The organism is Lentzea sp. NPDC060358 (assembly GCF_042725365.1).
Taxonomy (GTDB): domain Bacteria; phylum Actinomycetota; class Actinomycetes; order Mycobacteriales; family Pseudonocardiaceae; genus Lentzea.
Window position 1 is genome coordinate 1 of the sequence record NZ_JBHXCW010000121.1, and the last position, 23,229, is coordinate 23,229.

A 23,229-nucleotide genomic window follows, 5' to 3' on the forward strand; every position below is an offset into this window, starting at 1 on the left:
CCACCGGGGTCTCGACTTTTTTCTGCCGGCGCGCCATGACCGCCGGCCGACGTACCGGTGATCACAGCACCGAAAATCGCAGGTCGTCGTTGCATTCACCCGATCGTGGACAAGTCGTTGAATCGGACACTACGTTCACCAATCGCCGATGCTGGAGCAGAGATCCTGAAAGGCCGGAATTGGTGAACACCACTGTCGAGCAGCAGGTTCGCGAGTACTACGACCACGCCGGGCCCGCCTACCACGCGCTCATGGGGCAGTTCTGGCACCACGGCGACCTGGCGGCCGAGCGGGCGGGCCTGTCGCCGGAGGACGCGGCGAAGGCGTTGGCGCGCAAGCAGGTCGACGCGGCCGGGCTGCGGGCCGGCGGGACGGCGCTCGACTTCGGCAGCGGTGTCGGGGGCACCACGGTCTACATGGCCGAGATCGCCGAGGCGCACTTCGTCGGCATCTCCAACAACGAGTGGCTGTCGGCTCGGGCCCGCGAGTACGCCCTGCAGCAGGGGGCCGGTGACCGGACCGCGTTCCTGACCGTCGGAGACGAGGACTACAAGTCGCTCGTCTGGTGGCCGGACGGGGCGCTCGACATGGTCAGCTTCTTCGAGTCGGTCTGCCACCTGCCCGAGAAGGGCGCGTTCTTCCAGGCCGCGTTCCGGGTGCTCAAGCCCGGCGCGTGCCTCGTCGGGGTCGACTGGATCGCGCGGCCGTTCGGCGACCACCGGACGCCCGCGCAGATCGCCGAGTTCATCGGGCCGGTCGAGCGGGTCATCTCCATCCCCGAGCTCGGGACGCTCGACGGGTACCGCGACCTGATGGTGGCGGCCGGGTTCGACGTCGAGGTGTCCGAGGACCTCTACGAGGGCGTCGAGTGCTGGGGCAGCACGCCGCCCGACGACGGGCAGGGCTGGGGCGACTACGAGGGCGAGAAGAACACCGTCATCCACGACGGCAAGCGCGTGCTCGACGCCGCGCGTGCCGCCGGGGTGTTCTCGGTGGCGCGGTGGGTTGCGCGCAAGCCCGCCTGAGAGCCGGCCCGGCGCGCCGATGCGTGCCGGGCCCTTTGTCCCGGGCGGACGACTTGGCAGAGTGGCGGCTGTGGAGCAGCGGGAGATCATGCAGCGGGCGCTCGGCGTCCTGACGCTCACCTACGACGGCGCCGGCACGAACGACTACCTGCGCACGGCCCTCAAGTCGTTGCAGGAGGGCGTGTTCAGCTACGAGGTCAAGGTCGACGGCGAGCTGAACGAGGCCGGTGCGCAGGCCCTCAAGCAGGCGATGGACCAGGTGCTGTCGCAGTTCGGCTGGTTCACCGCGGGCCTGCTCTACGCCTTCCACGGCGTCGCGCAGGCCTACGAGAACGACTACGAGGACGCCGACGTGCAGGAGGTCCTGCGGCAGCTCGCGCTCAGGCTCGCCGACTGACCAGCTCCGCGCGGACGCCGTCGGAGAACGGCGTCCACGCCTGCACCGCCCACGGGCCGAAGCGCAGGTCCGTCAGCGCGACGCAGGCCGAGGCGATCTCCGGGTCGACCCAGAGGAACGTGCCGGACTGGCCGAAGTGCCCGAACGTGCGCGGCGAGTGCGCGTCGCCCGTCCAGTGCGGCGACTTGCCGTCGCGGATCTCGAAGCCCAGGCCCCAGTCGTTCGGCTTCTGCATGCCGTAGCCGGGCAGCACGCCGTTCAGGCCGGGGAAGACGACCGACGTGGCCTCGCGGACCAGTGCGGCCGACACGAGCGTCGGCGACAGCAGCTCGGCCGCGAACAGCGCCAGGTCACCGGCGGAGGACTCGGCACCGGCACCGGCCGAACCCACCAGGGCGGACGCCTTCATCCCCAGCGGCACGAACACGGCCTCGTGCAGGTACGTCGCGAACGGCATCTCGCACGCCTCGCCCACGAACGACGCCAGCACGTCGAACCCGGCGTTGGAGTAGATCCGCCGCGTGCCGGGCTCGGCCTGCACCTCGGCCTTTTCGAACGCGTAGCCGGCGGTGTGCGCGATCAGGTGCCGCACGGTGGCACCGGGCGGCCCGGCCGGCTGGTCCCACTCGACCGCGCCCTCCTCCACGGCGACTAGGACCGCGTAGGACGTCAGCAGCTTCGTGACCGACGCGAGCGGGAACACGCGCTGCTGGTCGCCCAGCGAGCCCACCACGGTCCCGTCCTGCACGACGGCCACCGCCACGTTCTCGACAGGCCACGACGCTGCTGCTTCCACGCTCCGCATGGGACAGACGTTAACGTCAGGGTGTGACAGTCCGGGAACTGATCGTCCTGGGAACGGCCAGCCAGGTCCCGACCCGCCAGCGCAACCACAACGGCTACCTGCTCAGGTGGGACGGCGAGGGCCTGCTCTTCGACCCGGGCGAGGGCTCCCAGCGGCAGATGCTGCGGGCGGGCGCGGCTGCGAGCGACATCACCCGGATCTGCATCACCCACTTCCACGGCGACCACTGCCTGGGAGTGCCCGGCATCGTCCAGCGGCTCAGCCTCGACCGGGTCCAGCACACCGTCCACGCGCACTTCCCGCGCTCGGGCGCCCACTTCTTCGAACGCCTCCGGCACGCCAGCGCCTTCTACGACGCCGCGGAGATCGCGGAGGAGCCGGTCGAGCAGGACGGCGAGTTCGCGCGCGGCGGGTTCGGCACGCTGGAGGCCTACCGGCTCGACCACGGCATCGACAGCTTCGGCTACCGGCTCGTCGAACCGGACGGCCACCGCATGCTCCCCGAGAAGCTGAAGGCCCACGGCATCCAGGGGCCGCAGGTCCGGCTGCTCCAGGCCCAGGGCGAGCTCGACGGCGTGCGGCTCGCGGACGTCAGCGAACCCCGCCGGGGCCAGAAGTTCGCCTTCGTCATGGACACGCGGCTCTGCGACAACGTCTACGAGCTCGCCGACAACGCCGACATGCTGGTCATCGAGTCGACCTACCTCGCCCGCGACACCAAACTCGCCGGCGACCACGGCCACCTCACCGCCCAGCAGGCCGCCCGCGTGGCGCGGGAGACCCACGTCCGCACGCTCGTGCTGACCCACTTCTCCCAGCGCTACGACGACCCCGCCGAGTTCCACGCCGAGGCGGCCGCGGAGTTCGACGGGGAGATCGTCATCGCGAAGGACCTGGACCGGGTCCCGGTGCCGAAGCGCGCCACTGGTCGGTGACGATCTCCTCCAGCGACGAGTGCCGCGGCTCCCAGCCCAGCGCCCGCAGCCGGGTCACGTCGGCGCGCTGGAACCGCACCTCACCGGCGTGCGCGGGCTTCCAGGTCACGTCCACCGGCCGCCCGGTCACGTCGGAGACCGCGGCCAGGACGTCCCGCACGGACGCAGGGGTCGCCCCGACGTTGTAGACCGACGACGTGCCCGCGGAACACGCCTCCAGCGCGACGACGAAAGCGGTGGCGACGTCGCGCACGTGCACGAAGTCGCGCACCGCCGTGCCGTCGCCGTAGACCTCCATCCCGGGCACCGTCCCGGCGGCGCACGCGACAGCCCGCGTGATCACCCGAGTGGTGTCCGTGTCACCTCCTCCAGCGACGTTGAAGAGACGGAGCGTGGTCGCCCCGATCTGCCCCGACCGCGCGGCCCACGCCACGAGGTCCTCGGCGGCGGCCTTGGAACCGGCGTAGGGGGAGGACGGCTCCCGGACCGACTCCTCGGTCACCGGCGCGTCCGACGGCCGGTAGACCCCGCCGGTCGAGGCGAGCAGGAAGCGTTGCCCCTTCAAGGCTTTGAGCAGGTTCAGCGTCCCGCCCACGTTCGTCTCCCAGTACGGGAGCGGGTCGAGGAACGACTCGCGGACGCGGGCCACCGCGGCCAGGTGGACGACGGCGTCCACGTCGGGCAGCTCGACCGGTTCGGACAGGCGCTGACGGAACTCCACCGGTTCATGTCCGTGAAACCGCAGCTCACGCACCACGGCCCTGCCCACGTACCCAGTGGCGCCGGTCACTAGAACTCGCACGAAGTTGACCCTAAAGGTCGACCCCGAAGGCGCCGATAACACCCGAGTGAGTTACCCCCATCGCGCTGTGCACACAAGCATCGCCGGACTCCTGCACGACCACGCCGTGCACGAGTTCAAGCGGCAGGAGTTCCTGCGCAACGTGGCCGAGATCGTGGGCGCCGCTCCCACGCCGGAGCCCGCCCCCGCGGAGCTGACCGCGCCGCTGCCGTCGATCAACCCCCGGCGCAGCTTCCTCAACCGCGTTGACCAGGTCCTCCGGGACGCGGCCCGCTCCTAGCGAGCACCTGCACCACCACGCCGCGAGGCCCCTGCCGACGGGCCCGTCGCAAGATTCATCCGGCCGTTGCCGGACCGTGCTTCGACACGCATACCGGGTGGCTCTACGCTACGCGTCACCCGGCGATCGCCGGTTCATCTTCTGCTTCTTCTCAAAGCGGGTTCTCGGCGATGAATCATGTTCTCGCAGCGCTCAACGAGCGCCTCGGCAGGTTGTTCGGTGACCGGTTGGTCGTTCTGGCCGGTGGGACGCGTCTGGCAAAGCGCGCGCATGAGCTCCATGCGCTCGGCGCCCGCCATACGCTCGTGCTCGATACCGACGATCATGCCCCGCTCCATGATTCCCAGATCGCCCGTTGGGTCTCGCTGGGCATCAAGGGCGGCTTCGTCGCCGTCGAACAGCGCCGCCTGGGCAAGCTGCTGACCAGGCCGAGCGCCGAGGTCAGGGAGATCCTGGGCGAGTTCGACGCGAACGGCGAGGCCGTCGTGATCAGCACGCCCTACAACGAGATCGGCTCCTTCCAGGGCCGCCCGGTGCTCAACGCCCGGCAGCACGACTGGGTCGAGCTCGAGAACAAGACCACCATCGACGCGCTCTGGGACGAGCTCAGCGCCCGCCGCGCGCCCGCGCTGGTGTTCGACCTCGACTTCGAACGCCTCTGGGGCGCCTCGGAGATCCTGGACCGCGGCGCGGGCGTCGTCTGGTCCGGCGACGGCCCGGCGATCAACGGCGGTGCGAACTTCGTGCGCCGCGTGCGGTCCTACGAGGAGGCCAAGGAGGCCTTCGAGGTCCTCGCGCCCAAGTGCGACCAGGTCCGCGTGATGCCGTTCCTCGAGGGCATCCCGGTCAGCGTGCACGGCATCGTGTTCCCCGACGGCACCGCGGTGCTGCGCCCGATCGAGATGGTCGTGCCGCGCCGCCAGGGCCAGGCCAAGTTCCTCTACGCGGGCTGCGCGTCGTTCTACGACCCGCCCGTGTGGATCCGCGACGAGATGCGCAACCTGGCCCGCCGCGTCGGCGAGCACCTGCGCGGCACGGTCGACTACCGCGGCACGTTCACGCTCGACGGCATCGCGACCGAGGACGGCTTCCTGCCGACCGAGATCAACACCCGCTACGGCGGCGCGATGGTCTGCTTCGAGGACGCCGTCCCGACGCTGCCGCTCGCGCTCGTCCAGGTCGCCCTGGTCGCCGGCTGGGACCTCGGCATCTCGTCGATGGAGTTCGAGGACCTGGTGCTGCAGGCCGCGGACAACCACCGCGCCGGTGCCGTGGGCGCCAACGTGCGCGCCGTGCAGCCGACCGAGGTGGACGAGCGCCGCGTGATCTTCACGGGCTGGGCCTGCCGCCTCGCGCACGCCGACGAGCCCGCGCACGCGACGCTGCGGCTGAGCCCGTCGCCGATCGGCGGCCGCCTCGACCTCGACCTGCACCGCGAGAACATGCCCGTGGGCGCTCCCGTGGCGGCGCTGACGGTCGCCGCGTTCGCGCTGGCGGACCAGGAGTGGGGCACCGGTCTCGGGGCCCTGGAGCCCGCCATCGCGGTCGAGGACACCGTTCCGGTGGAGGAGACCTTCGAAGAGGCCGTGATCGCCTAGCGCGGCCTACCAGGCGCCCTCGTCGCCGTACGCGGAGATGAGGGCGAACCGGTAGCCCATCAACGCCGCGGCGACCTCACGGGGCTCGTGCGCGGGCCGCACCAGCCCCTCGCCGAGCACCTTGGGCCGGTCGACGCCGAGCAGCTCCGGCGAGTGCCCCAGCAGCGCCGAGGCGATCTCGGCGGCGTCGGCGAGCATCTCCTCGCCGGGCAGCTCGACCATCTCGCCCATGAGCCCGCTGACGTACGACGGCAGGTTCTCCGGCACCGCGCACGCCAACGCGACGAGGCACGCCACCCGTTCCGAGGCCAGCGCCTCGAAGATCTTCGGCGCGCCCTGGGCGACGGCGTGCCGTGTCTGCGTGAGCCAGTCGGGAGCCGTGCGGGGGAGTTCGCGCCCGAGGGCGTTCCACCGCCGGTGCGTGCGCCGGCCTTCCTCGGTGAAGCCCTTGCCCGCCAACGCCATGGCGGCCAGCAGGAAGATCACCCGATCGCGCACGTCGCCCGCGACCTTGTACGACGCCCCCAGCTCCACCAGGAACGGCACGGCGCAGAACGACGCCTCGGAGACCGTGTCGTCGGTCAGCAGCCGGTCCGCGAGCGAGGAGAGCGCCGCGAGCCGCACGTCGGCACCCGGATCCACCAGGGAGCGCAGCAAGCGGGGCACCCGGCCGGCGCCGCCGCGGCCGTCGTGGACCTCGTCCCAGGAAATCCTGTCGAGTCCGCGCAACGGGTCAGGCCGTTGCCAGGCACGCGGCAGCTCCATAGGCGGGAAAGGTACGGGATGGCACGGAAAGGCCATCGGCGCCTCGCCCGTACGATCTCGCCGTGTCCTTCACGGTGGCCGACCTCTTCTCGGGTGCGGGCGGAATGAGCTTCGGCTTCCACGCCCACCGCGACTTCCGGGTGGTGGGTGCCGCCGACGCGCAGATCGGCAAGCCGAGCTCGAAGCTGGGGTCGTTGCGCTGCAACGACACGTACCGCGCGAACATCGGCGTCGACCCGCTGGAGGTCGACCTCGGCAGGGTGTCGCCGTCGGCGTTGCGCGAGGTCTGGGGTCTCAAGCGCGGTGAGCTGGACGTGCTGCTCGCCTGCCCGCCGTGCTCGGGCTTCAGCCGGATCACCTCGCAGAACCACCTGCGCGACGACCCGCGCAACTCGCTGGTCGGCCGGATCGCGGTGTACGCGCAGGAGCTGCGCCCGAAGGTCGTGCTCGTCGAGAACGCCCGCGAGCTCGTGAAGGGCAAGCAGCGCCACCACTTCGACAGCCTCGCCGAGGAGCTCACCCGGATCGGCTACTCGGTCTGGGGCGGCACGCACATGCTGTCCCGCTTCGGCCTGCCGCAGCTGCGCGAGCGGACGCTGATGGTCGCCGTCGACGGCGGGCTGCCCCTGCTGACCCTCGACGACCTGTGGGAGGGCCGGGTGATCCGCCCGGTCGCGATCACCGTGCGGCGCGCGATCGGCAAGCTGCCCGTCCTCGAGGCGGGCGCGGCCGACCCGGACGACCCCATTCACGTGTCGCCGACCTTTTCCCAGGGACGCAGTCTGGAAAGGATGCGCGCGATTCCCGCGAACGGCGGGTCGTGGGCGGATCTGCTCCGCTCACCGGAGACCGCCAAGTTGTTGAATCCTGCACAACACAAGATCGTCGAACAGCAGAACTGGGGTTCGCACCCCGATGTCTACGGTCGCATGTGGTGGGACGAACCGGCGCGGACGATCAAGAGGGAATGCGGCCACGTCGGAAACGGCCGCTACGCCCACCCCGTCCAGCACCGGCTCTGCACGGTCCGCGAGATGGCTCTGCTGCAGGGGTTTCCCCGGCAGTTCCGGTTCGACGTCTCGATTCTCGGGAACGCCTACCGGCACGTGGGCGACGCCGTTCCGCCGTTGATCGCCTATCAGCTGGCGGGGCTCACCAGGTGGATTCTCACCGGCCGCCGGCCGGAGCCCCGCGAGATGTGCCTGCGCGGCACGTCGCTGCGTCCCGGCGACATTCGTCCGGTGGAAGTTACCGAATTGGTCGCCTGACCGTTGAACCGCGCTCGGTGATCATCCGTAGCGGACGCGGCAATTGGTAACTGTTGGGCAACGAATCTAACGTCACCTGACAAAATGAATGCATCGCGTGCCTATCCACTGTGGACACGCTGAGTAGCTTTTCGCTGGTCACGCCTGGTGTAGAACCGCGTCCACACCTCACTCTTACGTGTGACACCCCATCGGTTAGTGTCCGGTCGCTTCCTGTCGGTTCAGTGTCGACGTAGACGTGCCGACCGTCCCGACGGATGACTGACTTCCCGCCGCGTTCGGGTCAACTTCACGCGCTCAAGGAGACTTATGGCTTCCCGGTTGAGGATCGGCGCGGCGCTGCTCGGCGCCACCGCCGCCCTGTCGTTCTCTGCCCTTCCGGCCCACGCCGAAGTCAAGATCACGCCGGACCGCGGCGGCCAGGAGCAGGGCCACGACGTGTGGCTCAAGGACGGCGACAAGGACCAGAAGCAGGGCACCTCGGTCATCAAGCTCCGCATCGAGGACGACAAGGACCGCACCAACGTCCTCGCCTACTGCGTCGAGCTGCCCACGCCCCTCAAGGACGGCGACGTCCTCAAGGAGGTGCCGTGGGACAAGCACCCCAACCCGAACACCAAGTTCAAGGGTGAGAACCCCGGCAAGGTCCTCTGGATCCTGAACCGGTCCTACCCGAACAAGTCGGTCGAGGACATCCGCAAGACCTTCGGCATCGACAAGCTCGACAAGAAGGACGTCATCGCCGCCACGCAGGCCGCGCTCTGGCACTTCTCGGACAACGCCGAGCTCGACGTCAAGGGCAAGAAGAACGACGCCGAGGTCGTGGCGCTGTACAACAAGTTCGTCGCGGACGCGAAGGTCGAGGAGGCGCCGAAGCCGACCCTCGAGATCGACCCGGCCTCGCAGTCCGGCAAGGCCGGCCAGAAGATCGGCCCGTTCAAGGTCACGACCACGGCCACCGAGGTCAAGGTCACCGCGAACCTGCCCGAGGGCGTCACCCTCGTCGACGGCTCCGGCAACCCGCTCGCCGTGCAGAAGAAGAACGACGGTCTCGCCGTGCAGGGCACCGGTGACAAGGTCTCCGAGTTCTTCGTGAACGTGCCGGAAGGCGCGAAGGACGGCCAGGCCACCTTCAAGCTCTCGGCCGAGGCCGAGATCGCGCTGGGCCGCCTGTTCGTCTCGCACAACGGCCAGGACGACAACGTCGCGCAGTCGCTCGTCGTCGCGCAGCCGCAGAAGGCCAAGGTCCAGAAGGAAGCCAAGGCCGACTGGAAGACCCAGGTCGTCCCGACCCAGCCGTCGTCCACCACGCCGACCACGCCGTCCTCCTCGGCGGCCCCGTCGTCGTCCACCCCGGTGACGCCGTCCTCCACCACCCCGGCCAACCCGGCTCCGGGTGGCAGCGGTGACGACGACCTGGCCTCGACCGGTGCCTCGATCCTGTGGCCGCTCGTCGGTGGTCTGGTGCTCGTCGGCGCCGGTGTCGGTGCGATGTTCGTGGTGCGCCGCAAGAAGGCCGGTGCCTGACAGCTCTAGCACCCCCTAGACGAACGCCCCCAGGTTCCGCGCCGGTCCTGGGGGCGTTTGCCGTGTGCGGAGGGACCTCCGGCGTCCCGCGTTTCGCGCGGCCGAGTCGTCCGGGCGCGGATAGCGTGATCGCGGCTATCAACACGCGGGGCTCGCTCGGGTACCCTGCGTCAGGAGCGGAGGAGCACCACATGAACTTCGACGAGATCAAGAACAAGGCGCTCGACCTGGCCGAGCAGAACCACGAGAAGGTCGACCAGGGCATCGACGCCGCAGCGGGCTTCGTCGCGGGCAAGTTCGGTCACCAAGAGCAGGTCGACTCGGTCGCCGAGAAGATCAAGGACATCCTTCCAGGTGGATGAGTGAACTCCTTCAACACCACTGACGCAGGGCGGGTCGCCTCCACCGAAGAGACCCGCTCTCCTTCTGCGCGCCGGCCGGAGATGATCACCTGGCAGGGCCTGCACGAGCCGCGGCTCGAACAGGTCCGCCTGCTGCTGTCGAACGACCAGCGCCTGCGCGCGTCCGGTCGTCTCGTCGCGGCCGGTCCCGACGAGCAGTTCAACGCCTCCTTCGAGGTGTCCGTCGGCGAGAGCGGCCAGGTCACCCGCCTGCTGCTGCGCACGGCCACCGTCCTGGAGGAGCGCCAGTGCGCGCTCTCGCGAACAGAGGACGGCGCCTGGCTGGTCGACCACGGCCAGGGCAGCAAGCGCGAGACGTTCAACGACGCCCTCGACGTCGACGTCCAGTTCGCCGTGCTGTTCAACGCCATCCCGATCCGCCGCCTGGGCCTGCACCGGGAGCCGTCCGAGCACGCGCTGCCCGTCGTGCGGGTGTCGCTGCCGGACCTGTCGGTCCGCGCCGTGACCCAGACCTACAAGACGGTGTCGGTGGGCGACGACGTCTCGGTGGTCCGGTTCAAGAGCGGCGGGTTCGAGCAGAACATCAAGGTGGACCCGAACGGCCTGGTGGTCGACTACCCGCTGATCTCGAAGCGGATCTAGAAGCCCTCCGCGGAGCACTTCCTTCGCGGCGAGGCGCCGCCGAACGACGGAAGTGCCTCGCCGTGGTCCGAGCCGGTCGCTGGCTACGCTCCAGAGCATGCCCGGAGGCCGACTCACCCAGCAGGAACGCCGCCAGATCGCGACCGGCCTGGCCGACGGCCTCGCCTACGCGGAGATCGCGCGCGGCCTGCGACGCCCCACCTCGACGGTGACCCGCGAGGTCATGCGCAACGGCGGTCCGGCCGGCTACAAGGCCGATCTCGCGCACCTCGCCACCGAACGCCGGGCCCAGCGGCGCAAGCCCTCGTCGGCCAGGAGCCGGCAGGCGCCCGGCCGCGCCGACGGCCGCGACCCCGAGGCGGTGCGCGCGTTCGAGGAGGCGTTCTCCGAGATCTTCATCGCCCAGGGGCTGCCGAAGATGACGGCCAGGGCGCTCGCCAGCCTCTACGCGACCGACTCGGGCAGCCTCACGGCGTCGGAGCTGGTGGGGCACCTGCAGGTCAGTCCGGCATCGGTGTCGAAGGCCATGTCGTACCTGGAGAGCCAGGGGCTGATCGGCCGCGTGCGCGACGAGCGGCGCCGCGACCGGTACGTCGTCGACGAGGGCGACATCTGGTACCAGTCGATGATCGCGAGCGCCGCCGGCACGACGCGGCTCGCCGACGCGGCACGGCAGGGCGTGAGCAGCCTCGGGCCCGGCACCCCGGCCGCCACGCGGCTGGAGAACATCTCGCGGTTCCTCGACTTCGTGTCCGAGAGCATCGTCCGCGCCGCCGAGCAGGCGCGGGACATCCTCCACCCGAAGCCCTGAACCGCCGGTCCTAGACGCGCACGGCCACCGCGACGCCCTGGCCGACGCCCACGCACGCCGCCGCGATGCCGACGCCGCCGCCGCGTGAGCGCAGGTGGCGGCAGAGGTCCACGATCACCCGCGGCATCGAGGCGCCGAGCGGGTGGCCGTACGCGATCGCGCCGCCGTGGACGTTGACCTTCTCGCGGTCGATCTCCGGCAGGTGGTGCAGCACCGACAGCGCCATCGCGGCGAACGCCTCGTTGATCTCCCACAGGTCGATCTCGGACGCTTCGAGGTGCAGGCGCCCCAGCAGCTTCCTGATGGCCGAGACGGGCGCGATCGTGAACCGGTGCGGTTCCTCGCCGGTCGTCGCGCTGCCCAGCACCTCGCCCAGCGGGTCGACGCCCAGCTCCTCGGCGATCGCCTCCGTGCCGAGCAGGGTCGCGAGCGCGCCGTCGTTGAGGGGGGAGGCGTTGCCCGCCGTCACCGAGCCGTTGTCGGAGAACGCGGGCTTGAGCTTGGCGAGCTTCTCGACGCTGGTGTCCGCGCGGACGTTCTCGTCGCGGCGGATCGCGGTGCCGTCGGGGAGCTGCACGGGGAACGCGAACCCCTCGTGCACGCCCGCGTCCCACGCCGCCGCGGCGCGCCGGTGCGAGCGCAGGGCGAAGGTGTCCATCTGGTCGCGGGTGATGCCGAGCTCGTGGGCGACCGTCTCGGCGGCCAGTCCCAGCGGCACGGTGTAGTGCTTCGGCATCCGCGGGTTCACCAGCCGCCAGCCCAGCGCCGTCGACACGGTCTCCATGCGGTCGGGGAACGCCCGGTCCGGCCGGGCCGTCACGAACGGCGCCCGCGACATGCCCTCGACCCCGCCGGCCACGACCAGGTCGGCGTCGCCCGAGGCCAGCGCCCGCGCGCCTTGGACGATCGACTCTCCGCCGGAGGCGCACAGCCGGTTCAGCGTCACGCCCGGCACCGAGACCGGCAGGCCCGCCAGGAGCGCGGCCATGCGCGCCACGTTGCGGTTGTCCTCGCCGGCGCCGTTCGCGTCGCCCATCAGCACGTCGTCGATGCGCGCGAGGTCGAGGTCGGGGTGGCGGCGCAGCAGGTCGACGATCGGCAGTGCGGCGAGGTCGTCCACCCGGATGCCGGACAGGCCGCCGCGGTAGCGGCCGAACGGCGTGCGGGCGGCGTCGATGATCAATGCACGGGCCATGCACCCATCTTGGCGGCACTCAGGCCTTGAGCAAAAAGGGGACGTAACCCGTTTCGGGGTGCACCTCCGAGTCGGTGCTGAAGGCCTTCACCTCGATGGCGTGCGCACCGGCGCTCATCGACCCCGTGTTCAGCGAGATCCGCCACCGGCCCGCGCCGGCCGGTCCGTCGGCGGTCGTGGGCACGGTCGCCACGTGCGTGCCGTCGATCCGGACCTCGAACCCGGCGAGGCCCGCCACGGCCGGGTCCAGCGCGGCGACGCGGACCTCCAGCACCACGCGGCCGCGGGTGAACGCGGCGCCGTTCTCGATCGGCTGGCCGCTCGCGTCCAGGACCTCCGGGACCGGGTCGGCGAGCGCCGGCCGGGCGTCGACCAGGGGAGTACCGGGCTCGCGGTGCAGCGGACTCCTCGCGCCGGTCAGCTCCACGTCGGTGTGGGTGACCTGGATGCGTTCGGTGGTCGGCAGCTCCACCCGCAGGGCGTCGGTGAAGGCCTCCCTCGGCAGGTCGGCGACGGCCGGGTACTCGGCTCCCGGCTTCCACGGCGTGCCCTCGACGGCCGGTCTCAGCGGCGTGTCCACGCCGTTGATCTTCACCGCGGCGAGCGCGGGGCTCTCCTGGGCCGGTATCAGCGCGATGCGGAGCTGACCCGCGGTGACCCCCGCGATCGGACGGGCGTCGATGCTCGCCGGGCCGTCGACGCGGACCTGCGGCGTGGGCGAGGCGGGCGGCGCGTCGGCCTGGGCAGCGCGGTAGCCGACGAGGTCGACGCCCGCGCGGACCCGGTCGCCCGCGAGCGCCGCGACCCCTATCAGCGCCGTGGCCTCGCGCCACTGCGGGACGAACGGCGAGGTGGCGACGACGTCGCCGTCGCGCTCGAGCCGCACGCCGTTCGACGTCAGCACGACCTCCCAGCGCACGGACACGCCCGGCAGTGCGGCGGGGACGGCCTTGGTCGCGGTGCCGTTCGGGGCGAGCTCGACGAGCGAGTTGCCGGCGACGTCGGTCGAGACGGTCGCGCGGACCGCGTTCGGCGGCACCGGGTCGCCCTGGACGCTCACCGGGCCCGGCACGAGGTCGAGCACCAGCTTGCCACCGCTGCCGGGGGCGTCGGTCTCGATCACGAACCGGCTCTCATTGTCGCCGCGCACGAACGGCGTGCGCGACCTCAGCGTCACCGCGCGCGTGCCGCAGCTGCTGCTGATCACGAGCCGGTCGTGGTCGTCGGCGTCGCCCGAGGTCGCACGGGCGCAGTCGGTGCGCTTGGAGAGCCGCCACCGCTGCAGGTCGGGTTCGTCGGAGCCGTCGAAGCGGTCGACGAACGAGTAGGGCGCGTTGTCGGCGTTCGGCGTCGCACTGGTCCGCGCGGGCTGGGAGTACTGGCCGAACGCGTCCACGGCGCGGATCTCGACCTGCTGCTCGCGCCCGTTCTCCAGGCCGTTGAGCTGGGTTCCCGGGCGCGTGACGAGCTTCGTGCGGTCGCCCCAGCGCACCTCGTACGCGGGTGCGTCGCCGCTCCAGGTGAGCGTGACCCGGTGGTGGCCGCCGCGCGCGACGACGTTGCCCGGTGTGGCCGGCCGGCCCTGCGGACCCGGCACCAGCACCTGCTCCGCGACGAACGGCTTGAGCTTCGTCGGCGGCGGGGGAGCCGTGGGCAGGTCGGAGCCGGCCCCGCCGGTGTCGCGCAGCAGGACCACGCCGACCACCAGCGCGAGGCCCGCGACGGCGAAGGCGACCCGCTTCACAGCTGTCACGCTAGGGCGTTCACCCAAGCTGGAACACGGTTTCGGTGGTAACGGGTTCGCCATGATCAGCCGGAAGGACGCTGAGCTCGAGCCGCGAAGGCGAGCCGGGGGCGAGGTTCTTCGCGTCGAGCCAGAACTCGTGCCGTCCGGGAACGGCCTCGCCCTGCTCGTTCGTGGGCAGCGCGACGATCCGCCTGCCGTCGAGTTCGAGCTCGATGCCGCGGTGCCCGATGTCGTTGACCTCGGCCGTGACGAGGACGCGTCCCGTGCGCGGCAGCTTCTGCGGCGGCTTCGTACCGTCCTCGTGCATGACGTGGAGCCGGGGCGCGCCGGTCTTGATGCCGCCTGGCCGGTCCGCGAGCCGGGGCAGCGCCCGCGGGCGGCTCTCGGGCTTGCGGATGACGACGAGCTGGGCCTCCTGCGCCGCCGCGACCTTCTTCGCGGCGAGCGCGACGTCGGTGATCCGGACCCGGTTGCCGGGTTCCGGCGTGACGACCTTCGCCGCGATCGCGTCCGGGGGGACCTCGGTGTCCCGCACGAGCGGGATGACCTCGGTGGGCACGACGCGTTCGGGCACGCCGCCGACGCCGAACGCGTCGAGGAAGCCGCCGCCGTCGATGCGGATCCGCGGGTGCACGAGCGGGCTGCCGAGCGCGACCGGCTCGTAGGCGACCACGACGCCGTCGCGCAGCGCCACCACCGCGTCCGGCAGCACCCGCATCTCCCACCGGTGCCGCACGCCCGCGACGAGCCCGGTGATCTGCGAGTCGCCGAGCGGGACCTGCTTGCCGGTGCGGGGCAGGTCCGGGTCCGCGATGATCCGCGTGCCCTGCGTCGTGATGTCGAGGCTCACCGCGCCCTTGGGCTGCGCGTCGGTGTCCCGCAGGTACTGCCACGGGTCCGGCAGCATCGTGAGCCGCACGTGGCTCGACTCGACCGCCCCGGCGACGCTGATGATCGCCCGGCCGGTCGCCCCGTCGGCCGCGGGCAGGCCGAACCGGATGGGCGTGTTCGACTGGAACGCCGCCATCGGGCAGTCGACGTCCACGCGCTTGCCCGACCCGAACGGCCGCAGTCCCAGGCACTCCGGCTCCGCCTCGACGCGCCACTTGCGCGGGTCGAGCGCCTCCGGTCCGTCGAACCGGTCCGCCTGCCCGACGAGCTGGTCGTCCCACCGGTCGTCGTAGAGGTCCGCGGGCGTCGCGGCGATCTTGAGCGGCTCCGACCGCCTGCCGGTCGCGCTGACCGCCCGGATCTCGACCTCGGTCTCCTCGTCGGGGCTCAGCCCGGCGAGCTCCACCTCGGGGCCGGGCACGAGCTGCCGGTTGCCGTTCCAGCGCACCTCGTAGGCCGACGCGGACCCGTTCCACGCGACCTGCAGCGCGTCGGCGTCCAGCGCCTGCGCCCTCGCGTTGGCGGGTCTCGTCGGTTCCTGCAGCGCGACCACCTCGACACCGTCGGCGATCTCGCGCTCGAGCGTGCCCGGCGCGTCACCCGCCCGCAGGGCCACGACGGCACCGACGACGAGCGCGAGTCCACCGAGTCCACCGGCGAGCGTTCGTCGATCCACCGGGTGACCTTACGACGTTTCCGCTGAGGCGGTGCTGCCGTTCAGACCAACCACACGCCCGCCGCGCGACCCGAGGTTGCGCAGCGCGGCCAGCGCGCCGGGCTTGGTGAGGTCGATCGTGACCGAGGTGCGTTTCGGCTGGTTGACCAGCACGTTCCGGCCGTCGTGACCGGCCTCGATGGTCTTCGCGAGCCCGCCGGTCGACGCGAGCGAGCCCCGTGCGGCCCCGAGCCGACCGAGCGCGTCGTCGACGGCCGTCAGCAGCGCGTCCCGGTTGCCCTCGCACATCGCGCGGACCAGTTCGGGCCGGCTGCCCGCGACCCGCGTGCCGTCACCGAAGCTGCCCGCCGCGAGCGCCATGGCGAGCGGTCCGCCGTCCGCGCCGACCGCGGCCAGGATCGCCGCCATGACGTGCGGCAGGTGGCTGATCCGGGCCACGGCGCCGTCGTGCTCCTCCGGCGTCGTGGGCACGACGTGCGCCTTCAGGTCCAGCGCGAACTGCATGACGTCGTTGAGGTGGTCGTCCGCCTCCTCGGGCGTGACGACCCAGGCGGCGCCCTGGAAGAGGTCGGCGCTGCCCGCGGCCCAGCCGCTGCGGCTGGTGCCCGCCATGGGGTGCCCGCCGACGAACCGCACGTTCCTCGCGTACCGGTGCACGGCGTCGTGGACGGGCCCCTTCACGCTGGTCACGTCCGTGAGACGGGTGCCCTCGGGCACCTTGCGCAGCAGGTCGGGCAGCGCCGGCAGCGGCACGGCGAGGACGACGAGCGCCTCGGGGTCGCGGCGCAGGGCCTCGTCCACCGACGTGATGTCGAAGCCCTCGGCGCGAGCCGCGTCCGCGTCCTCCCTGCTCGCGGTCGCACCCCACACCGTGCGCCCGGCAGCCTTGGCGGCCCGCAGCACGGAGCCGCCGATCAGTCCCAGTCCGATCACGCACACGTCTCGCACGGCGCCCATCATTCCGTGTGAGGGGTGCTGGGACTAACAGCGTCCCTCGGGTGCCGAACAGCTCACCTCAGCGCGTCGAGCGCGAACGCCGCGTACATCGCCACCCCGTGCTCCATCGCGGCCTCGTCGAACAGCACCCGGTTGGAGTGGTTCGGCGCCGCGTCCTCCAGTTCGATGCCGCGCGGGCAAGCGCCGAGGAACGCCAGCGCGCCCGGCACCCGTTGCAACACGTAGGAGAAGTCCTCCGCACCCATCAGCGGGTCCTGCATCGGCTCGCTCCACGACGGACCCATCGCCTGCGCGGCCAGGTCGACGACGTGCTGACCCACGACGTCGTCGTTCACCGTCACCGGGTAGCCCGGCTCGATGCTGACCTCGGCGTGGCACCCGTAGGCGGCGGCCGTGTGCTTCACGGCCTGCTTGAGCTCCTTGTGCACGAGCGCGCGCGTGGCTTCCGAGAGCGTCCTGATCGTCCCGTCGAGCGTGGCGACCTCGGGGATGATGTTGGTCGTCGTGCCGGCATTGATCTGCGCGACCGTCACCACGGCCGGTTCGTGCACGCTGACCCGCCGGCCGAGCATCGTCTGGACCGCCCCGACCATCGCCGCGGCCGCCGGCACCGGGTCCAGCGCGTTGTGCGGCATCGCGCCGTGCCCGCCGCGGCCCTTCACGTGGACGTGGAACGTGTCCGCGGACGCCATCATCGGCCCGGGCCGGCACGTGACCACACCGGACTTCATCGTCGAGGTGATGTGCAGCGCGAACGCCTTCTCCACGCCGCCGTCCAGCAGACCTTCCTCGATCATGTACCGCGCGCCGTGGTAGCCCTCCTCGCCCGGCTGGAACATGAAGAGGACCCGCCCGCGCAGCGCGTCGCGCCGGTCCGCCAGCAGCCGCGCGGACGACGCCAGCATCGCCACGTGCGTGTCGTGCCCGCAGGCGTGCATGTTCCCGTCCACTTCGGACGCGAACGGCAGCCCGGTCTCCTCCTGCAACGGCAACCCGTCCATGTCGCCGCGCAGCAGCACCGTCGGCCCCGGCCGCTCGCCCTCCAGCACCGCCACGACCGACGTCGTCGACTCGCCTTGAGTGACCGTCAGCGGCAGCCCCTCCAGCGCGTGCAGGATCGCCGCCCGGGTCTTGGGGTTCTGCAACCCCTGTTCCGGCTGGCGGTGGACCTGCCTGCGCAGCGCCACCGTGCGGGGCTGCAGTGCGCGCGCCCCTTCGAGCAGTCCGACGAAACGGGGGTCCGGCGTTGATGTGCTCATCTCTCGATAGTGGCACCACCTCGGCTACCGGGAAGGTCGTCTGGGCCCTACGGTGTGCTCATGACACAGCAGGAGCCGGTCAACGGCTTCGCGGTCGCGGTCGTCCGGGAGGACGGCCGCTGGCGGTGCAGCAGGATGGACAGCTCCGCGCTGTCGGAGCTGGACGCGGCGATCACGGAGCTGCGCCAGCTGAGGTCGACCGGAGCCGTGTTCGGCCTCCTCGCCGTCGACGACGAGTTCTTCATCGTCCTGCGCCCCGTGCCGGGCGGCGTGGCCCTGCTGCTGTCGGACGCGGCCGCCGCCCTCGACTACGACATCGCCGCCGACGTCCTCGACCTGCTGCGCGTCGAACCCCCGGACGACGAGGACAACGAGATCTGGCCGGAGGGCGACCTCGGCGTCCTGACCGATCTGGGCATGCCCTCGCACGAGCTCCAGATCATCGTCGACGAGGTGGACCTCTACCCGGACGAGCAGCTCCAGATGATCGCCCAGCGCATCGGCTTCATCGACGAGCTCACCAAGCTCCTCGACACGATCCAGGCGTGAACGTCCCACCGGAGGACATGGTCCGAGCCGCGCTGAAGGCGGCCGCGTCCTCGGGCGCCGACGTCCCGATCGGCGCCGTCGTCTTCGCCCCGGACGGCACGGTCCTGGCCGACGCCTGCAACGCCCGCGAGGCCCTGGGCGACCCGACCGCCCACGCCGAGGTCCTGGCCCTGCGCACGGCGGCCTCCCGCTTCGGCGACGGCTGGCGCCTCGACGGCTGCACCCTGGCGGTCACCCTGGAACCGTGCACGATGTGCGCCGGCGCCCTGGTCCTGGCACGTGTTTCTCGTCTCGTCTTCGGCGCCTGGGAGCCCAAAACCGGGGCCGTGGGGTCCCTGTGGGACGTCGTGCGCGACCGCCGGCTCAACCACCGGCCGGAGGTGCAGGGCGGCGTGCTCGAGCAGGAGTGCGCTGACCTGCTGGAACGCTTCTTCCGGACCCAGCGTTAACCCGGTGGATCGGGCTGTGTATTGTTCTTACCGGTGGCGTGTCCGAGCGGCCGAAGGAGCACGCCTCGAAAGCGTGTGAGGTGCAAGCCTCCGTGGGTTCAAATCCCACCGCCACCGCTGACGAAGGGCCCCGGATCTGATCCGGGGCCCTTTTCGCATCTCTAGAACCGCACCCGGTCCAGCATCAGGTCCAGCAGCTCCCGGTCCCCGAACACCTCCAACCCGTCAACGGACCGCCGCCGATAGACCGCGAGAACCAGCTCCACGACCGGCCCGCGCACCGCCACCGACGCCTTCTCGTGCCCCTCCCGCACCACCGGCGCAGCGCCCGTGAAATCGATCACGAACTCCGCGTCCACATCGGTCGCATGCAGGTGCACGGTCCCGGTGCCGGCAAGCGGCGCGGTCTCGGAAGGCCACCGCTGGAACGCGTACGGCACCGCTAGACCGGTCCACTCGCGCAACGTGTCCTGGGCGATCTCGGTGTCCAGCGAGTACGGCACGCCCAGCGCGGCGAAGGCGTCCCACCGGTGCACGGCGGTCTCGTGCGTCATGCGGCGCGACCACACGCGCGGGCCCGGGAAGCCGTTGACCGGGGCGATCATCTCCTCCGGGTCGACCTCGCCGAGCACCTCGGACAGCGACGCGGCGCCTTCTCGCAGCCACGGGATCAGGGTGGAGGCCGGTTCACCCACATACGACGACAGGTCGTGCGCCCTGTTGCGGGAGAAGTCGATCTCCGGCAGCCTCTCGCGCAGCATCGAGTCGGCCCAGCGGTGGGCGTGGCCCAGGTGGCGCAGCAGTTGGTTGAGGGTCCAGTCCGGGATCGACGGCACCTGAATGCCCAGGTCAGCGTCGTCCAGGGACGCGACCAGGAGTTCGGTCTGGTTGATGATCTCGGCGCGGCGGCGCTCGTAGCTCGGAATCCCCATGCCCTACAACGTAGGGACGCCGGCCAGCGCCTGGGAGGGGCCCACCGGCCGGCGTTCCGGGGATGAGCATACACCATGATCGAACACTTGTTCGAGTGATGATTGATGGGCCAACCGGTTAACCGTTAGTAACAACGCCTACCAATGATCACTCGATCGGGTAAGGATGCGTCGGTCCGCCGCATCCCCTGGAGGAAGTTTTGAGACCCACCCTGCCCGTCGTCGGGACAGCAGTGGCGGCCCTCGTGCTCGCCGCCGCGCCCGCTGTCGCAGCACCCAGCGCCGACGCGCTGATCTCCGAGGTCTACGGGGGCGGCGGCAACTCCGGCGCCACCCTGACGCAGGACTTCGTCGAGCTCGCCAACAAGGGCGCGACCGCGTTCGCCCTCGACGGCCTCAGCGTCCAGTACATCTCGGCCAGCCCCGGCGCGAGCACGCAGTGGGGCGTCACCCCCCTGACCGGCTCGATCGCGCCCGGCAAGACGTTCCTCGTCGCCGAGGCCAAGGGCACCGGCGGCACCGTCGAGCTGCCCGCCCCGGACGCCACCGGCACCCTCGCCATGAGCGCCACCGGCGGCACCATCGCGCTGGTCACCGGCACCACGGCCCTCACCTGCAAGACGGCCGCCGACTGCGCCGCCGAGCCGCGGGTCAAGGACCTCGTCGGCTACGGCACGGCCGCGGTCCGCGAGGCCACCGCGACGGGCGCGCTGAGCAACACCACCTCGGCGTCGCGCAAGACCGGTCTCCCCGACACCGACGACAACTCCGCGGACTTCGCGGTCGGCGCCCCGACCCCGACCAACTCCCAGGGCGAGACCCCGGGCGGCGGCGACCCGGACCCCGATCCTGATCCCGACCCCACCCCCGGCGACAAGCGCATCCGCGACATCCAGGGCATCACGCGCGTCTCGCCGCTGGTCGGCCAGAAGGTCACCAACGTCCCCGGCGTCGTCACCGGCACCCGCGCCACGGGCGACCGCGGCTTCTGGATCCAGGACACGAACCCCGACAACGACCCGCGCACCAGCGAGGGCGTCTTCGTCTACACGGCCGGCAGTGCGCCGACCGCGGCCGTCGGCGACAGCGTGCTCGTCAGCGGCACGATCGCGGAGTACCGGCCGGGCGGTGAGACGGGCTCCAACCAGACCCTCACCGAGATCACCTCGCCCACCACGATCACGCTGTCGAAGGGCAACGCCGTCCCGGCGCCCGTCGTCGTGAAGAACGTCCCGGCCGGCTACCTGCCCGCGCCCGGCGGCAGCATCGAGCAGCTCCCGCTGGAGCCCGCGAAGTACGGCCTCGACTACTTCGAGTCGCTCGAGGGCACGCTCGTCCAGGTCGACGACGCCCGCGTGGTCGGCCCGAGCAACACCTTCGGCGAGGTCTGGGTGACGGTGAACCCCGACCAGAACCGCACCCAGCGCGGCGGCACGATCTACACCGGCTACGACCAGCAGAACAGCGGCCGGCTGAAGATCAAGACCGCGGGCACGCTGCCCGCCGCGAACGTCGGCGACGTGTTCGCCGGCGCGACCGTCGGTGCGATGGAGTACACGAACTTCGGCGGTTACACCCTGGCGGCGCTGACCCTCGGCACCCACACGTCCTCCAACCTGCAGCGCGAGATCACCGCGCAGCAGAAGGAATCCGAGCTCTCGGTCGCGACCTACAACGTCGAGAACCTCGACCCGTCCGACCCGCAGGAGAAGTTCGACCGGCTCGCGGACGGCGTCACGACCAACCTGCGCAGCCCGGACGTCGTCGTGCTGGAGGAGATCCAGGACAACAACGGCGCGACCAACGACGGTGTCGTCGCGGCGGACCAGACGCTGCAGAAGTTCTCGGACGCGATCGTCGCCAAGGGCGGCCCGCGCTACCAGTGGCGCCAGATCGACCCGGAGAACCTCAAGGACGGCGGCGAGCCCGGCGGCAACATCCGCGTCGGCTTCTTCTTCAACCCGCAGCGGGTGTCCTTCGTGGACCGTCCCGGCGGCGACTTCAAGACGCCCGTCCAGGTCGTGAAGAAGAACGGCCGCGCCGCGCTTTCCGCGTCACCGGGCCGGATCGACCCGCTGAACGACGCGTGGACCGCGAGCCGCAAGCCGCTCGCCGGCGAGTTCAAGTTCCGCGGCCGCACGGTCTTCGTCGTCGCGAACCACTTCAACTCCAAGGGTGGCGATGAGGCCATCCACGGCCGCAACCAGCCGCCGACCCGGTCGTCGGAGGTGCAGCGCGCCAAGCAGGCCGCGTCGCTGAAGGCGTTCACGGAGCAGATCCGCGCGATCGACAAGGGCGCCAACGTGGTGCTGGCGGGCGACCTGAACGACTACCGGTTCTCGCCCGCGCTCAAGACCCTGACCGGGGACGGCAACCTCAGGGCGCTGATCGAGACGCTGCCCGTGTCCGAGCGGTACAGCTACGTCTTCGAGGGCAACTCGCAGACGCTCGACCACCTCGTGATGAGCAAGAACATCACGCGGTTCAGCTACGACGTCGTCCACATCAACGCCGAGTTCGCCGACCAGGCGAGCGACCACGACCCGCAGATCGTCCGCGCCCGCCCGTCCACGGGTGACGCGAACGTCGACAAGATCGTGTTCGCCCTCGAGGACATCCTCGACTGCCTGAAGAAGTAGCGACCCGCCGCCGTCGCCGCGTCAGCCAGACGACGCGGCGGCGGCAGCGGCCGTCGCCGCGGTGACCCCGGCCTGGATGGCCTGGATCGCCTTGCGCACGGCGTCACCGGCCCAGTTGCCGGAGGCGATCTCCTTGGCCCGCTGCTTCAACTCGCGCTTGTCGCCCTCGAACACCCTGTGCACGCCGTTGGCCGCGTGCAGCAGCGTGATCAACGACCCCGTGCGCGCATCCGCCCCGCGGTACCCGAGAGCGACCTCGCCGACCGCCTTGCGCACCTCCGCGTACACGGCCTCGTCGGCGATCGCGTAGCTGCGGCCGGGGAAGATCCCGAGCACCTTGCGCGCCTCCACCTGCACGACACCACGTGCCTCCAGACCCGAGACCACGTTGTCGCGCACGCGTTTGCGCAGCCGCTCCACCGCCTTCTGCGGACTCATCGGCTTGTCGATCCTCGTCACGGACTCCTGCAGCAACGGGTCCGTCAACGGCGCGGGATCGACGACCTGGAGCTTCTTGCCGCCGGGCTCGAACGCGACGCGGCCCGAGTTCACCAGCTCGATGAGCACGGCCCCCGCGAGCGCGTTCTCCGCCGACGTGGAGTCGACGTGCAGCTTTCCGGTCTGCTGGTTGATGAACAGCAGCATCAGCTCTTCGTGCAGCATCGTGCAACCGTAACGCCAGAAGGGGGCCGAACATAGAGGTTCGGCGACCAAAGCT

General features: G+C 71.1%; 24 protein-coding genes and 1 tRNA gene. 14 read left to right on the top strand and 11 right to left on the bottom strand.

Translation table 11 applies throughout. The features are described 5' to 3' along the window. Nucleotides 1-182: 182 nt before the first annotated feature. Nucleotides 183-1,025 carry an SAM-dependent methyltransferase gene (locus ACFWGZ_RS24015; RefSeq protein ID WP_382453811.1) on the top strand — a complete coding sequence of 281 codons (843 nt, stop codon included), beginning with the start codon at nt 183-185 and terminating at the stop codon, nt 1,023-1,025. Between the two features lie 70 nt (nt 1,026-1,095). Further along, nucleotides 1,096-1,422, top strand: coding sequence for a hypothetical protein (locus tag ACFWGZ_RS24020; RefSeq protein WP_382453812.1), 327 nt, complete (start codon nt 1,096-1,098; stop codon nt 1,420-1,422). On the opposite strand, the gene ACFWGZ_RS24025 is transcribed toward ACFWGZ_RS24020, so the two are convergent. After that, nucleotides 1,406-2,227, bottom strand: coding sequence for a serine hydrolase domain-containing protein (locus ACFWGZ_RS24025; protein WP_382453813.1), 822 nt, complete (start codon nt 2,225-2,227; stop codon nt 1,406-1,408). The two genes, ACFWGZ_RS24020 and ACFWGZ_RS24025, sit on opposite strands and share 17 nt — an antisense overlap. A 23-nt stretch (nt 2,228-2,250) precedes the next feature. On the opposite strand from ACFWGZ_RS24025, the gene ACFWGZ_RS24030 reads away from it, so the two are divergent. Then, nucleotides 2,251-3,162, top strand: coding sequence for a ribonuclease Z (locus ACFWGZ_RS24030; protein ID WP_382453814.1), 912 nt, complete (start codon nt 2,251-2,253; stop codon nt 3,160-3,162). On the opposite strand, the gene ACFWGZ_RS24035 is transcribed toward ACFWGZ_RS24030, so the two are convergent. Beyond that, nucleotides 3,107-4,006 carry an NAD-dependent epimerase/dehydratase family protein gene (locus ACFWGZ_RS24035; RefSeq protein WP_382453815.1) on the bottom strand — a complete coding sequence of 300 codons (900 nt, stop codon included), beginning with the start codon at nt 4,004-4,006 and terminating at the stop codon, nt 3,107-3,109. The genes ACFWGZ_RS24030 and ACFWGZ_RS24035 overlap by 56 nt on opposite strands. Nucleotides 4,007-4,031: 25 nt before the next feature. Here ACFWGZ_RS24035 and ACFWGZ_RS24040 point away from each other — a divergent pair, with 25 nt between their 5' ends. Continuing rightward, nucleotides 4,032-4,244 (top strand): hypothetical protein, encoded by a 213-nt coding sequence (locus ACFWGZ_RS24040; RefSeq protein ID WP_382453816.1) that lies wholly within the window; start codon nt 4,032-4,034, stop codon nt 4,242-4,244. Nucleotides 4,245-4,378: 134 nt separating this feature from the next. Here ACFWGZ_RS24040 and ACFWGZ_RS24045 read toward each other — a convergent pair whose 3' ends face one another. Next, nucleotides 4,379-4,570, bottom strand: coding sequence for a hypothetical protein (locus ACFWGZ_RS24045; RefSeq protein WP_382453817.1), 192 nt, complete (start codon nt 4,568-4,570; stop codon nt 4,379-4,381). On the opposite strand from ACFWGZ_RS24045, the gene ACFWGZ_RS24050 reads away from it, so the two are divergent. After that, on the top strand, nt 4,550-5,842 hold the full coding sequence (locus ACFWGZ_RS24050) for a hypothetical protein (RefSeq protein WP_382453818.1): 1,293 nt from the start codon (nt 4,550-4,552) through the stop codon (nt 5,840-5,842). The genes ACFWGZ_RS24045 and ACFWGZ_RS24050 overlap by 21 nt on opposite strands. Before the next feature lie 6 nt (nt 5,843-5,848). On the opposite strand, the gene ACFWGZ_RS24055 is transcribed toward ACFWGZ_RS24050, so the two are convergent. Continuing rightward, nucleotides 5,849-6,607 carry a hypothetical protein gene (locus ACFWGZ_RS24055; protein ID WP_382453819.1) on the bottom strand — a complete coding sequence of 253 codons (759 nt, stop codon included), beginning with the start codon at nt 6,605-6,607 and terminating at the stop codon, nt 5,849-5,851. A gap of 62 nt (nt 6,608-6,669) precedes the next feature. Between ACFWGZ_RS24055 and ACFWGZ_RS24060 the strand changes: the two genes are divergently transcribed. The 5 genes from ACFWGZ_RS24060 to ACFWGZ_RS24080 all read left to right on the top strand — a co-directional run bounded on the left by ACFWGZ_RS24060 (nt 6,670) and on the right by ACFWGZ_RS24080 (nt 11,217). Next, nucleotides 6,670-7,875 (top strand): DNA cytosine methyltransferase, encoded by a 1,206-nt coding sequence (locus ACFWGZ_RS24060; protein WP_382453820.1) that lies wholly within the window; start codon nt 6,670-6,672, stop codon nt 7,873-7,875. A gap of 309 nt (nt 7,876-8,184) precedes the next feature. Then, nucleotides 8,185-9,402 (top strand): thioester domain-containing protein, encoded by a 1,218-nt coding sequence (locus ACFWGZ_RS24065; RefSeq protein ID WP_382453821.1) that lies wholly within the window; start codon nt 8,185-8,187, stop codon nt 9,400-9,402. A gap of 191 nt (nt 9,403-9,593) precedes the next feature. Continuing rightward, nucleotides 9,594-9,764 (top strand): antitoxin, encoded by a 171-nt coding sequence (locus ACFWGZ_RS24070; protein ID WP_330850880.1) that lies wholly within the window; start codon nt 9,594-9,596, stop codon nt 9,762-9,764. 81 nt (nt 9,765-9,845) lie between these two features. After that, nucleotides 9,846-10,406, top strand: a complete 561-nt coding sequence (locus ACFWGZ_RS24075) for a putative glycolipid-binding domain-containing protein (RefSeq protein ID WP_382453822.1) — start codon at nt 9,846-9,848, stop codon at nt 10,404-10,406. Nucleotides 10,407-10,503: 97 nt separating this feature from the next. After that, a complete protein-coding gene (locus tag ACFWGZ_RS24080) occupies nt 10,504-11,217 on the top strand; it encodes a helix-turn-helix domain-containing protein (RefSeq protein ID WP_382453823.1) in 714 nt (237 codons plus the stop codon). A 10-nt stretch (nt 11,218-11,227) separates the two neighbouring features. On the opposite strand, the gene ACFWGZ_RS24085 is transcribed toward ACFWGZ_RS24080, so the two are convergent. The 5 genes from ACFWGZ_RS24085 to ACFWGZ_RS24105 are packed head-to-tail and all read right to left on the bottom strand — an operon-like array spanning nt 11,228 to nt 17,942. Continuing rightward, nucleotides 11,228-12,412 carry a thiolase family protein gene (locus ACFWGZ_RS24085; protein ID WP_382453824.1) on the bottom strand — a complete coding sequence of 395 codons (1,185 nt, stop codon included), beginning with the start codon at nt 12,410-12,412 and terminating at the stop codon, nt 11,228-11,230. A 19-nt stretch (nt 12,413-12,431) separates the two neighbouring features. After that, nucleotides 12,432-14,156 (bottom strand): hypothetical protein, encoded by a 1,725-nt coding sequence (locus ACFWGZ_RS24090; RefSeq protein WP_382453825.1) that lies wholly within the window; start codon nt 14,154-14,156, stop codon nt 12,432-12,434. Nucleotides 14,157-14,175: 19 nt separating this feature from the next. Beyond that, nucleotides 14,176-15,726 (bottom strand): hypothetical protein, encoded by a 1,551-nt coding sequence (locus ACFWGZ_RS24095; RefSeq protein ID WP_382453826.1) that lies wholly within the window; start codon nt 15,724-15,726, stop codon nt 14,176-14,178. A 9-nt stretch (nt 15,727-15,735) separates the two neighbouring features. After that, the gene (locus tag ACFWGZ_RS24100) at nt 15,736-16,683 is read right to left on the bottom strand and encodes a prephenate dehydrogenase (protein ID WP_382453827.1); all 948 of its coding nucleotides are present in this window, start codon (nt 16,681-16,683) and stop codon (nt 15,736-15,738) included. 53 nt (nt 16,684-16,736) lie between these two features. Next, a complete protein-coding gene (locus ACFWGZ_RS24105) occupies nt 16,737-17,942 on the bottom strand; it encodes a M20 family metallopeptidase (RefSeq protein ID WP_382453828.1) in 1,206 nt (401 codons plus the stop codon). Nucleotides 17,943-18,002: 60 nt separating this feature from the next. Here ACFWGZ_RS24105 and ACFWGZ_RS24110 point away from each other — a divergent pair, with 60 nt between their 5' ends. From ACFWGZ_RS24110 to ACFWGZ_RS24120, 3 genes are all read left to right on the top strand, one after another. Then, nucleotides 18,003-18,491 (top strand): tRNA adenosine deaminase-associated protein, encoded by a 489-nt coding sequence (locus ACFWGZ_RS24110; protein ID WP_382453829.1) that lies wholly within the window; start codon nt 18,003-18,005, stop codon nt 18,489-18,491. Nucleotides 18,492-18,508: 17 nt separating this feature from the next. Further along, a complete protein-coding gene (locus ACFWGZ_RS24115) occupies nt 18,509-18,940 on the top strand; it encodes a nucleoside deaminase (protein WP_382453833.1) in 432 nt (143 codons plus the stop codon). Nucleotides 18,941-18,972: 32 nt separating this feature from the next. Then, a tRNA-Ser gene (locus ACFWGZ_RS24120) sits at nt 18,973-19,057 on the top strand. Nucleotides 19,058-19,101: 44 nt separating this feature from the next. On the opposite strand, the gene ACFWGZ_RS24125 is transcribed toward ACFWGZ_RS24120, so the two are convergent. Further along, nucleotides 19,102-19,872, bottom strand: coding sequence for a maleylpyruvate isomerase family mycothiol-dependent enzyme (locus ACFWGZ_RS24125; RefSeq protein WP_382453830.1), 771 nt, complete (start codon nt 19,870-19,872; stop codon nt 19,102-19,104). A 200-nt stretch (nt 19,873-20,072) separates the two neighbouring features. On the opposite strand from ACFWGZ_RS24125, the gene ACFWGZ_RS24130 reads away from it, so the two are divergent. Further along, complete coding sequence (locus tag ACFWGZ_RS24130) at nt 20,073-22,511, top strand: endonuclease/exonuclease/phosphatase family protein (RefSeq protein ID WP_382453831.1); 2,439 nt, start codon at nt 20,073-20,075, stop codon at nt 22,509-22,511. A 21-nt stretch (nt 22,512-22,532) separates the two neighbouring features. Here the strand turns inward: ACFWGZ_RS24130 and ACFWGZ_RS24135 are convergent, their stop codons facing one another. Then, nucleotides 22,533-23,174, bottom strand: coding sequence for a GPP34 family phosphoprotein (locus ACFWGZ_RS24135; RefSeq protein ID WP_382453832.1), 642 nt, complete (start codon nt 23,172-23,174; stop codon nt 22,533-22,535). Between the last annotated feature and the right edge of the window lie 55 nt (nt 23,175-23,229).

Excerpts from the sequence above, each read along its gene's own strand:
- ACFWGZ_RS24135 (WP_382453832.1), bottom strand. The coding sequence starts at position 23,174 with ATGCTGCACGAAGAGCTGATGCTGCTGTTCATCAACCAGCAGACCGGA.
- ACFWGZ_RS24110 (WP_382453829.1), top strand. The coding sequence starts at position 18,003 with ATGACACAGCAGGAGCCGGTCAACGGCTTCGCGGTCGCGGTCGTCCGG.
- ACFWGZ_RS24105 (WP_382453828.1), bottom strand. The coding sequence starts at position 17,942 with ATGAGCACATCAACGCCGGACCCCCGTTTCGTCGGACTGCTCGAAGGG.
- ACFWGZ_RS24100 (WP_382453827.1), bottom strand. The coding sequence starts at position 16,683 with ATGGGCGCCGTGCGAGACGTGTGCGTGATCGGACTGGGACTGATCGGC.
- ACFWGZ_RS24025 (WP_382453813.1), bottom strand. The coding sequence starts at position 2,227 with ATGCGGAGCGTGGAAGCAGCAGCGTCGTGGCCTGTCGAGAACGTGGCG.
- ACFWGZ_RS24065 (WP_382453821.1), top strand. The coding sequence starts at position 8,185 with ATGGCTTCCCGGTTGAGGATCGGCGCGGCGCTGCTCGGCGCCACCGCC.
- ACFWGZ_RS24075 (WP_382453822.1), top strand. The coding sequence starts at position 9,846 with ATGATCACCTGGCAGGGCCTGCACGAGCCGCGGCTCGAACAGGTCCGC.
- ACFWGZ_RS24085 (WP_382453824.1), bottom strand. The coding sequence starts at position 12,412 with ATGGCCCGTGCATTGATCATCGACGCCGCCCGCACGCCGTTCGGCCGC.
- ACFWGZ_RS24055 (WP_382453819.1), bottom strand. The coding sequence starts at position 6,607 with ATGGAGCTGCCGCGTGCCTGGCAACGGCCTGACCCGTTGCGCGGACTC.
- ACFWGZ_RS24080 (WP_382453823.1), top strand. The coding sequence starts at position 10,504 with ATGCCCGGAGGCCGACTCACCCAGCAGGAACGCCGCCAGATCGCGACC.
- ACFWGZ_RS24125 (WP_382453830.1), bottom strand. The coding sequence starts at position 19,872 with ATGGGGATTCCGAGCTACGAGCGCCGCCGCGCCGAGATCATCAACCAG.
- ACFWGZ_RS24045 (WP_382453817.1), bottom strand. The coding sequence starts at position 4,570 with ATGATCGTCGGTATCGAGCACGAGCGTATGGCGGGCGCCGAGCGCATG.
- ACFWGZ_RS24115 (WP_382453833.1), top strand. The coding sequence starts at position 18,509 with ATGGTCCGAGCCGCGCTGAAGGCGGCCGCGTCCTCGGGCGCCGACGTC.
- ACFWGZ_RS24070 (WP_330850880.1), top strand. The coding sequence starts at position 9,594 with ATGAACTTCGACGAGATCAAGAACAAGGCGCTCGACCTGGCCGAGCAG.